The sequence below is a fragment of the uncultured Chitinophaga sp. genome (genome assembly GCF_937898475.1).
GTDB lineage: Bacteria > Bacteroidota > Bacteroidia > Chitinophagales > Chitinophagaceae > Chitinophaga.
In genome coordinates this window covers 1-10,210 of record NZ_CALEJS010000036.1, presented here as the reverse complement: position 1 = coordinate 10,210, position 10,210 = coordinate 1, and the positions used below count along the sequence as shown (strand labels likewise).

The 10,210-nt window shown below is 39.8% G+C and carries 8 protein-coding genes; all 8 read right to left on the bottom strand.

The features are described 5' to 3' along the window. Nucleotides 1-43 precede the first annotated feature (43 nt). Complete coding sequence (locus Q0577_RS21595) at nucleotides 44-1,882, bottom strand: hypothetical protein (RefSeq protein WP_298740062.1); 1,839 nt, start codon at nucleotides 1,880-1,882, stop codon at nucleotides 44-46. Further along, nucleotides 1,882-4,377 carry an ATP-binding protein gene (locus Q0577_RS21590; protein WP_298740060.1) on the bottom strand — a complete coding sequence of 832 codons (2,496 nt, stop codon included), beginning with the start codon at nucleotides 4,375-4,377 and terminating at the stop codon, nucleotides 1,882-1,884. Before Q0577_RS21590 ends, Q0577_RS21595 begins: the two co-directional genes overlap by 1 nt. Next, nucleotides 4,370-5,794, bottom strand: coding sequence for a DNA methyltransferase (locus Q0577_RS21585; RefSeq protein WP_298740058.1), 1,425 nt, complete (start codon nucleotides 5,792-5,794; stop codon nucleotides 4,370-4,372). The genes Q0577_RS21590 and Q0577_RS21585 overlap by 8 nt, the downstream gene beginning before the upstream one ends. Before the next feature lie 104 nt (nucleotides 5,795-5,898). After that, entirely contained in the window at nucleotides 5,899-6,582 is a 684-nt protein-coding gene (locus tag Q0577_RS21580) for a hypothetical protein (RefSeq protein ID WP_298740056.1), read from the bottom strand. Then, the gene (locus tag Q0577_RS21575) at nucleotides 6,503-7,120 is read right to left on the bottom strand and encodes a hypothetical protein (RefSeq protein WP_298740054.1); all 618 of its coding nucleotides are present in this window, start codon (nucleotides 7,118-7,120) and stop codon (nucleotides 6,503-6,505) included. The genes Q0577_RS21580 and Q0577_RS21575 overlap by 80 nt, the downstream gene beginning before the upstream one ends. Nucleotides 7,121-7,413: 293 nt before the next feature. Next, nucleotides 7,414-7,686 carry a helix-turn-helix domain-containing protein gene (locus Q0577_RS21570; RefSeq protein WP_089766240.1) on the bottom strand — a complete coding sequence of 91 codons (273 nt, stop codon included), beginning with the start codon at nucleotides 7,684-7,686 and terminating at the stop codon, nucleotides 7,414-7,416. A gap of 126 nt (nucleotides 7,687-7,812) precedes the next feature. Beyond that, nucleotides 7,813-9,105, bottom strand: a complete 1,293-nt coding sequence (locus tag Q0577_RS21565) for a hypothetical protein (RefSeq protein ID WP_298740050.1) — start codon at nucleotides 9,103-9,105, stop codon at nucleotides 7,813-7,815. Between the two features lie 191 nt (nucleotides 9,106-9,296). Then, nucleotides 9,297-10,151 carry a site-specific integrase gene (locus Q0577_RS21560; RefSeq protein ID WP_298740048.1) on the bottom strand — a complete coding sequence of 285 codons (855 nt, stop codon included), beginning with the start codon at nucleotides 10,149-10,151 and terminating at the stop codon, nucleotides 9,297-9,299. Nucleotides 10,152-10,210 lie beyond the last annotated feature (59 nt).

Sequence of the window (10,210 nt, the reverse complement as noted above, 5' to 3'; positions counted from 1 at the left end):
TGTGTTAAAGGTCTTAATTTTTTAACCTTTGACACAGTTTATTTTACAGTCTCCTCGACAAATATTGATAATATCTATCAAGAAGAACCTTCGATTTTGGAAACCTAAGTCTTGCTATTCTTTTCAGACCAAATGAAAATCTATTAGGAGTATAACTAATTTGAATGCCTGCTTTATTAATGAAGCTAAAAAGATGATTAAATTTAACGATCATACTCTCTTTTAACGCATCATCTTCAAGGTTCGCAATAGCCGCACACTGCTTTTCAATTATCGCCTTTGTTTCCGCGAACTCGGTACTTATTAAATTAAATCGCTTTCTCCATGCATCATTATGAAATCTTCCATCAAAACCATCCACTGCCAAATCCAAATTCGCTTCTCCTACATCATTAAATACAATCAAATCAGATACATTCAAATCAATGGTAATGGCCTTATTAAAATAAACGAGACCAACTTTATTTGTTCCTATTTCAAAATACTCCAACTTAAATCTATCCGCAAAAAAATGATTCTTAAACTTTCCTCTCTCTATTTCTTTTTTATATTTATCCGCCATCTTTTTGAAAAGCTGGTCATTAGATAACGTTTCTATTTCTAACAATGTTGCCGTCCTTGCACCTCTCTTTCCGTCAGCCCCTCTAACCATAAGATCACATTCTTGGCCAACCAATACAAATCGTTTCCCTTTCTTCTCCCCATCGGTAATAATAAAAATATCACCATTATCGATTGGTTTTCGTAGCGTATTTAATAAATCCCCAGCCTCATACACCTCTTGATATCGTAACTTATACCGCTCATTGTAAGGGCTATTCGTTCCGTCGATATCAAACTCAATATTCGACAATTCAAACGCAGAAATAATTGTAGGATTAGTAGAAGGAACATACCTCTTTGCAATCATCAGCTTTCGAACCTCGTCCTTAAAAATTACATCAGTAATTCTTAACAAAGTCTCCGGCTCCCAAACCCCCTCTTCATGGGAAGATTTGAAAACAGTATGATCGAAATCATATGTATCAAATTCCTCTATTCTCTTAATGGTTTCTAATTGCGCCTCTTTGAGGATATCAATAGTTCTTGCTTTGATTGTCTCACAATAAGTATTTAAACATACTTTTTTCAATCCATCCGCAAATAGCTCAGGCTTTTCCAGTCTTACCTTTGCTAGAACAAAAAAATCCGCTAATTGCAGTGTGTGTATCTTCGCACAAATTTCGGTTCTCTTGGGAAGCTCTTGCTCACATGCTGTTGCTGTATGTGTTAACAGCGATACGATAACTTTTTCAGGATCAACTTTTTCTTTAAGTTCAAGTATTAATTGTTCTCCCTGTATTTGCTGTTCAGAATACCGACCACTCGCCAACTTCAAATCCTGGTCAAATATTACCATTATCTTTGTACCTTCTTCTATACTCTGAAGAATTTCGTCCCTCCGGCTATCCCAACCATTAGGAGTAAGGAATTCTATCTGCCCTTCGCTAAAGAACTCCCTTAGATTATTTGACACATTAAGGTCATTAATAGCGTCTGGTGTACCTGCAATTGTATAAGCTTTCTCAAAGTACTTTAACTGCTTGGCAGGCTTGAGCGTATCCCAGACTTCATCAATATGTTCAAACAACACGGCTTCATCAGTGGAGAAATCGATTCCTTTTATAGCAACTCTTTTTAGTTCCTCAACTTTCCCATCATCTAGAATCGTTCTGACAATGCCTTTAAAAGTTTCCTTGCCCGTATCCTGCTCAATTGCATCATCAATGAAATAAATTTTGGACACCCTTGAATGTGTCAATAATCGCTGGATTTTCTCCAGTATAGCAGGTTTAATATCTAATTCCTGCGGGGCTTCAGTTGGAGTTTCGTTTTCTGCCATTAACTAACTAAAATATTTTGAAAATTAATTTGGAATAAATATCTCCTATTGTGTTCATTACGTTTCTGTAAAAGTTGTATTGTAGTGTCAACAGAATCTAGTAACTGCTGAACTATAAACAAACCTAATCCTCGGCCCTCTCCCGAAGGCTTTGCTGTAACAAAAGGCTGAAACAAAGTACTTTCAAATGCCGGCAAAACTCCATATCCGTTATCTGACACTAGTAAATGAGATGAGTCTACCTCAATATTTATCACCGCTTTAAAGTGATTATCCGTTTTTATCACCTGTTTAAGCCAATATTCCGAGTTAAGAATTAAATTATCCAATACTTGAGTTAACTTTCCTCTATTCATCTTAATAGAGAAATCCAATTTAATTGCGGTATGTATATCTATGATATCAGCAAAACGAGTAGAATAAAAGCGCTTCAATTCCTCAACGAACTCCGACATCTGAATCACTTGTTTCGTTTCCCTATTAAATTTAAAAGAAGGGGCTAAATGATTCAGTTGAATGCGCGTTGATTGTATGAAACCCTTTACATGTTCGAAATAGATATTTAAATTAGCATTGATAAGACCTTCTTTTCTTAATTGCCTGAAAGTCTGATCGTTTTGAGATGCAAGGCGGTCAATAAGATTATACATTTCATGGGTAAAGGCTTCGGCAGTCATTCCTAAACCTGCCAGTTCTGAAAATTGAACAATTTGCCTTTCAAGCTCATCTAATTTAGGCTCAAGATAATTAGCATCGTCTTCAAGTTTCTTAGCATTCTGTAAAAGACTATTTACATTCTCAAGTAGACGATTCGAAGTGCTTAAAATCCTATCTACTTCTTCCAATATTTGCAAGGCCTTATTTTCTTCTGCTGAACTAAACAAAGGTTCATTTTTAATTTTACTTACAGCCTCTGTGACCTTCTTAGCAGTTGCCTTTAATTCTCTATGAACCTTTTGAGTCTCGGCCTCTATTGCAGAAGATTGCCTTGAAGTAGCAATCAACCTATCTCGCGTATCAATAAATGATCGAATGTTGCCTTTAGCTTCAGCATCCTTACGTTTAAATTCGTCGTAGCTTCTCCTCGTTTTATCAAGTACATCATTAATATTCTGAATAATAAGGTTTATGATAGTGAAAAAGGTTTTAGAATAGGGTGTATCGATAAAACCTTCCCTGTCTGTTTTTTCAGCCAGAAAGCCATTCTCTTTAGCGGTAATTGAAACAAAACCGATAACATTCTCTGGTCTAAGTAAATAAAAAGACCCTCCAGACGTTTGTCCCCTTGAAAGCCTGAGCCAATCATTGTCCTCCATACCATAAGGCTTTACTCCAAATCCATCCCTAAACACCCTAACTCCAATCTGGTTTTTTACCAATTGCTTGTACTCGGATATTTTATCATATGCCGACTCGATATCTTCCGTACCAGAAAGGTTAAATTCGTCTATCTCGCCTAAAAAGCTACCAGGGTTTGCTGGCACAAGCTCACCGCTTCCTTTGTCTATAACAAAATCTATCTTTATATCCTTTTCAAATTCAAATTCTCGCTTGAAAGTAATGAATACACCATTCTTACCAGAATAAGTCACGTCAGGTATAAAGTACCGTTTATTCTCCTGAGAATTAATTAAAAAATGATAAAACTCTGCGCCGTTGTCTTTTTGAATTAAACGAGAAAACAATTCCTTCTTGTCAATACTATTTCCCTGAAGTTTTGCTAATTTCAATTCGCCAACAATAACTAATGTTCTTCCATCAAAATTGAATTTATAACTACTGATAGCCTGTGATCTAAGCTTATCATTAATCGCGTCCAAATCGTTTGGTTGACCATTAATATTCAAATAGATATTAAATGGGCGCTTTTCTTTAAAAGGGAAAATAAGCTTTGACAATTGACCTCTAAACTTGTCAGCATTGGTCCCAAGCCAAACTTCGGGGTCTTTTAAATCTGTAATGATCAGCTTTGTTCCTTTGGTATTTAAATCTTTATTTCTAGTACGATAATTTGTATCTACACTATCCAAAGCACTATCGGCCGTAAAATGCCTCCAGTCAAAAGCTACATGGTGAGTAACATATTCACCAGATACACCACTATACATCTCCAGTACGTTTCCTAACCTTTGAGTACTTAATCTGCCCAAACCTTTATCCCCTAACGGAGTACGGCCCTTTTCTGTCACTTCACCCTTCTCCTTCATCTCTCTTTTACCCGAGCCTGAAATAAACAACCACTTATTAACAATGTCGACATACTTCATTCCATGACCATTATCTTCAATTTGAATATAACCTCTAGTATTTTTAAATTGAAGATCATCATCTGGCGGAACTCCGTCAGTGCTAATTGATATTTTAACCCAGTCTGCATCTGCATCATAGGAGTTTTTAACCAGCTCCATAATCGCAGTTAATTCATCTGACACCAACTCCTCTCCCAGTTGCTTTACAACGGCAGCACTTATACGAAATTTAGGTACATTATCCATTAACTTTTCTAAGAATTAAAATATCCTCAAATGACATTAGCTCCGCGTCCTTATTACGCTTGGCCATTCTTCTATTTAGTATCTCTCTTGATATCTTTTTCACCAATATAGCTCCTTGACTTTCCAACAGTTCTTTAATTATTCGATCATTAGGTATTTCCATTCCTCCCACATTTCTATTTCCAACTGTCCAGATCTGATAAGCATCGGCTTTCAACGATTTATGAATATTTTTTATTGACGAATATAAGTCACCGATAAAACTGACTACTTTATTAACCTTATCGGGTGAATTAGTAACTAACTTTCGGTACGTTTCTTCAAACGATACCGAAGCTAGAAAAAGCTCCGCTAAATTTATCTGTTGGTTCCTTCTTTTAATTCTTCCTCCCAGTCCCCTCGAGTCGATTTCTGAAGTTGATTTAAGATAATCACTCGTTGCTAAAGGATGGATATCGGTCAAATCAATCCACTGTAAAGGAAGATAAGAGTGCTGGCCATAAGTTACTGTCGTTTTATTATCACCATATGGTGGCGATGTAACTAGTAAATCAAAGAAGTCAATGTTTTCTGCAGGGTCGAAAATAGTTTCTTTGCTGTCTGCCAATTTCACAGTAACATTTCCCTTATATGCTCCTTTTGAAATCCTGCCAGATTTGATTAATAACTCAGAATACCACTGAAGGTCTTCTATACAATTTTGATAATGGTCCTTAAATACCTCAATAGGCGATATATTCCTTTTATTAATATCTTCTAATTTCCTAATGTGTAATTTAAAGGTTGACGTTCTATCATTTGAGGTCAACCTAACAACCTCAGCAAGAATAACCCAATAAAACCTTCTAATCGCAGGCCTTGATTCTTTTCTTATCGCCCTAACAATTCTTGACAACTCAACCGCGACATCATTCTTAAACCACTTTTTTAAACCTGGAAAATCAGCTTCGATTTTCGTTGATGTGTCATTTTCAAACAATTTAAAAAAGGCAGCTTTGCGTTCTTTAATTGCAGTAATATAATACGGCCCGGTTCGAGTTTTAGCGACAAGAATAGCAAGTGGGTTAATATCTTGTCCGTAACAATCCAAACCGTTTTCCATACAAGCTACCAAAGAAGTTCCAGAGCCCATATAGGGATCTAACACGTTAGAAATAGAAGGTTTATTCCGAGTAATAATTTCAATCAGCTTACGCTGAACAACCGGAACCATCATAGCAGGGTACTGGAAAAAGCTATGTAGGTATTCACTCCGATCGTGATTTGGAGATGACCAGAAATGATTATGCTCTTCGGTCAATCTGTCAATATCGTCGATTATCTGCTGATCTATTACTTCTGGGGCTACAAGCCGATTATCCATTGTAGCTTTTGCTTTGGGTCGCAATTTTTGTGGAACATTTAAAATCGATTCCATGTTACGGTTTGTGGTTCGAAGTTGCAGCAAATATATTCAATTTATTTCTTAATTCCTAACCCACTAATAAACAATAATTTATAAAAAAATACAACCTGGTATTATTAAGTTCTTTTGTCAAGTGTGCGGTTTTCGAATGGCACTAAATTGAACATAGCCCTCATCCTACTCCTCAACCTGTTTCCGTACACCTCTTCTAATTCCTGGCTATTTAAATTCGTCGTAATATGGGTAACCATCTTATTCGAGATAAACAAATCATATCTGGAAAGAAGTATCTCTCCCATAACATTGCAGTTATTCCCCCAGTAGTTCACAGTTTGTTCAATACCCAAGTCATCGAAGCAATGAACCCTTGGTACATTTGTATAGGGAAAAAACGCATTAGTGCTATAACGGCCAATTATGTCATACCCGACCTTACTAAACTCGAAACTGATCTGACGACAAGAAACCATTACTGGCCGATAACATTCGTCAGCCAATGGCCTCATTAATGTCATTAAGGAAGTTTTCCCACAACCTATCTTTCCTGTGAGTAAGATACCCTTGTTTAGGTCGATTTCTTCTGCAGCAGCTACAGCCTCATCTCGAAGAAAATACGCAATCAACTTGATAATTACAGGCCGATCCACATCATGTATTTGGAATTTTGGTCCATAAATATTCTTTCCATGTTCCTCCAACTGCTGCATCAACAAGTAATAATCATAAGGGGTCTGAATAGTTCTTGTTTTCATTGGAGTGGAGCCGTCCTGCTCCTGCGGATGATTTGGTATGTTTGTCATTGCTTGTCTGAGTTTGTGAGTGAATATTGAGTATCCATTTATGGGCTGCTGCCTGCCAGTCCAGGATCAGGGTTTGGCCTCCCTGGCGCCAGCCGTTTGCCTGGTAATGGTGAAAGAATTTGTCGCCTTCCATCGATGGGTACTGGTGGGCATTAAAAAAGTCCTGTACCTGGGATAGGGTCGGAAGATGCCGGGCATTCGGATCGGAAATTTCCGCGCCGGGTGCATCCTGACATTTAGGGGCTTTTTCAGCTTTAACATTTTTATTTTTTTTTGAGGGCGCGAGCCTGTTTTCTCTCTCCTGTTTACTATTGTTTATATGTTTATAAAAGAGGCCCACTTTTGGGCCTGAGTGTGGCCCATTTTTGGGCCACGTATGAGGCTCACTTTTAGGCCACATGTGAGGCCCAATTGTGGGCCATGTATGAGGCCCACTTTTGAACAGGTAACCTTGCTCATTTTGCACCTGGTTTGTTGGTGAGAAGAGGAATAACTGCTGACTTTCTTTCTCCGGCAAAACGCCATTCAAAGGGATCATAGAAACTCTGCTTGGCGCATATGCCAGGCTTGACTGCTGATAAATTATATAAGCACAGTCATGGAGATGCCGTAAGCATTTCACATAAGTGCTGCGTGACCCTATCCTTGATAAGCTCATTATTTCCTCCCGTACAATCGGAAACGGGCTGCAGAAGCGGTGTTGATTCCAAACCTGGAAGAGGGCCATGTACAAACTGATGTGAGTTGCATTCAAACGATCGTCCGTCCGAATCTTTGCAAAAAAGGCGTTCAGATGCTTGATATAATTCGTATGAGCAGGCAGCACCGGCATCAGCGTTTATTCGGGCCCGTTGTAGTCATGAGCTTTTCGATGTCCGCATAGTCGTAGAATATCAATCCGCCAACCTTTGTATAGGAAAGGGTGCCGTTGATACGCATGTTCTGCAATGTTCCCGATGAAATGTTGAGGAGTTCCTTTACTTCGTAGGACTTTAGCCATTTGCGCGGCTGTGCCGGGTGGGAGGTTATTAATTCCCGGAGTTCAGTAAACAATTCGGCTTTAAAAACAGCCAGGTCTTCGCGTGTTAAGATTTCTGTTGCCATAAAATTTGTGGTTGTTTGTTATGGCAGCAAAAGAATAGGGTTTTCTATCACCAGAACAGTCACAGGGGTTACGCAACCCCCTGTAACAAATTGATAATTAAGGACAAGAATTTGAGATATTTATTTTCATAATGCAACTACGCCATCAACCGACAGAAGAAAATCATGAAAGATGTAAAAATTCCAGGCAAAATAAAACAGCACACTTACGCCTTTGTGGGATACATTTATCAGCTCTCCTAAGATCTCCCGGATTGATTTAGATACCGCTGCACTCTCCTTGTAAAAGTGGCTACGGAGGCTTTGGCTGGAAACAGTGTCCTGCTTGACTGAAGTAAAGAAAAAGGAAAAGAAATCCAGGAGCTCCGTTTTGTTTTGATTCAGGTAGAAACCGGCATCATACAGCAATTTAAGAATGGCGCCCATCTGCGGTACCGAAAAGCGGGTCTGCACCTTAAAGTCTTTCCATCTGTCCAGCTCCCCTGTTGAATGGAGGGTAGCAGAAATACTTTCGTTTTTCTCCTGGTATGCTATTTCTACCGAAATCCAAGATAGTAGTTGACTTTGCAATGTGCCATGAAGCCGGTTTAAACAGATGCCTGGCTTAACATGTGTCTGACTTACTTTCTTTTGCAGGTAAATGAGGCGACTAAGCCTTTCGCGTGAAGTTGGCAGCAGCTCTATTTCTCTGCCGGTGCGGCCTGTCCAGTAGAGGAAGTAGGCAACGGAATTGAAGTTTAAAAAGTGGAGTTCTGTTTCGATACTCTCGGTTAGTTCCTGTCCGCGCCGGCTATGGTCCAGGATCTTCTTAATCCGCTTACTCAGCTTCGTTAAATAGTGCAGGTGGCTGTAGCTAACGAACAGCCGGGAATGTTCAGCACATAGGAGTTCCTCAAACGGCTGGTGTAGAACCGGAACCAATAAGGGATCAACCTGGCCTTCGTCGGCCTTCTCCTGTAATAGTTTCATAGTAGCGGTAAACTCGCCCTGTACCAAATACAGGTAGGCGTCAGGAATTTTACATTCTATATCCATGTGCCTGGGAAACTCTGTTTCGATGAACGACAATATTTCCGCCAGGGTTAAATACAGGAATCTGTACAGGTGCCTCCAGGTGTTGGCCGGCGGTGGATCTGTGCTATTCAAAATATCGCCGACCTCCAGGTGCTCAATTGCTTGGTCCATCAACTGTATAAGTAAATGTTGATGGGATTGCACATGCCAGTCGGCCTGTTTCTTCTTGCCGACACTGTAAAGCTGCCGCCCGAAGTCCTCCAGGAATATTTCCTTCTGCCTGGTAGCCTCACTGATAACCGCGGATAGGTACTTTGTGTCCGGTTGCTGGTTGTTTTGAGATTGTGTTTTAAGATCGATTCTAACGAGCTTTTCAAAATAGGATAACAGGTAATGCTGCTGCATGGCAATAAAATTTAACTAGCGTCTGATTGTTTGGTGACAGTGGTTATGAAGGATATGGCGACCGGCAGATGCCAGCCATTGCAACAAGGGCCGCAATAAATAATTTTAGCACGTTTCGTATCGTTAATCAAATGTTAATGTCGGATTTGTAATAGTGGGTAACCGTGACGGCTACCCACTAAGATACAAGCCTATGCTACGGCGCTTAACAGCAGTGAATTCGGGATTGACAGATCAAAAGACGCTTTTAAACTTTTCATGTCCTGGCTTACCTTGGACGCTACTATTTTAGCGTATATCTGGGTAGTCCGGATCGACTTATGGCCCAGCATAGCACTGACCGTTTCCAGCGGTACGCCGTTGGCCAATGTTACGGTAGTGGCAAAGGTATGCCGGGCAGTGTGGGTAGTCAGGTTCTTGTCGATACCGCATATATCTGCAATCTCCTTCAAGTAACCGTTGAAGCGCTGGTTGCTTTTGATTGGTAATAAGACGTTGTTAGCAATACAGTAAGGATGGTTTTCGTACTTCTTCAGGATCTGTTTTGCTACAGGCAGCAGGGGAACGTTTTCACGGCACCAGGTCTTTTCCCTGTTTTTAACAATCCAATCTTCGCCGTCGAAAAATTTAACCAGGTGATCACGGGTCAGCAACAGCACATCTTTGTAGGCAAAACCAGTTAAAGCCATAAACAGGTAAGCGTCCCTTGCTTCCTCGAGGCGGGGAATGGAAAATTCTTTGCTATACATCGTCCTCAATTCATCTACAGTTAGAATATCACGTTCCGGGTTGATGTAGGAGCATACAAAATCCTCTATCGGATTAGCGTTTATCCATTTCCGGCGTACGGCGAGTTTCATTAGCTGCTTGGTATTTTTGATGTACTTCATTGCGCTGTTGTCGCGGAGCCCATCTGTCAGGGTCAAATAGTCGAAGAAGTCCTCAGCGAAAGCATAGTCGATCTTCCCCAGGGGAATATCCTTTGCTTTGAAAACACTGGCAATGAAAGTGGATAGTTTGTCTTTTGTGGAGCGCCATTTCTTCATGGTACTGTAAGCTCCCGGTAGACAGCATCTTCAAGATTCGGCTATTTGGATTTATGTTT

Bases quoted from the DNA above. Each gene is read 5' to 3' on its own strand.
- Q0577_RS21595 (WP_298740062.1), bottom strand. From the start codon at position 1,882: ATGGCAGAAAACGAAACTCCAACTGAAGCCCCGCAGGAATTAGATATT.
- Q0577_RS21590 (WP_298740060.1), bottom strand. From the start codon at position 4,377: ATGGATAATGTACCTAAATTTCGTATAAGTGCTGCCGTTGTAAAGCAA.
- Q0577_RS21585 (WP_298740058.1), bottom strand. From the start codon at position 5,794: ATGGAATCGATTTTAAATGTTCCACAAAAATTGCGACCCAAAGCAAAA.
- Q0577_RS21580 (WP_298740056.1), bottom strand. From the start codon at position 6,582: ATGACAAACATACCAAATCATCCGCAGGAGCAGGACGGCTCCACTCCA.
- Q0577_RS21575 (WP_298740054.1), bottom strand. From the start codon at position 7,120: ATGATCCCTTTGAATGGCGTTTTGCCGGAGAAAGAAAGTCAGCAGTTA.
- Q0577_RS21570 (WP_089766240.1), bottom strand. From the start codon at position 7,686: ATGGCAACAGAAATCTTAACACGCGAAGACCTGGCTGTTTTTAAAGCC.
- Q0577_RS21565 (WP_298740050.1), bottom strand. From the start codon at position 9,105: ATGCAGCAGCATTACCTGTTATCCTATTTTGAAAAGCTCGTTAGAATC.
- Q0577_RS21560 (WP_298740048.1), bottom strand. From the start codon at position 10,151: ATGAAGAAATGGCGCTCCACAAAAGACAAACTATCCACTTTCATTGCC.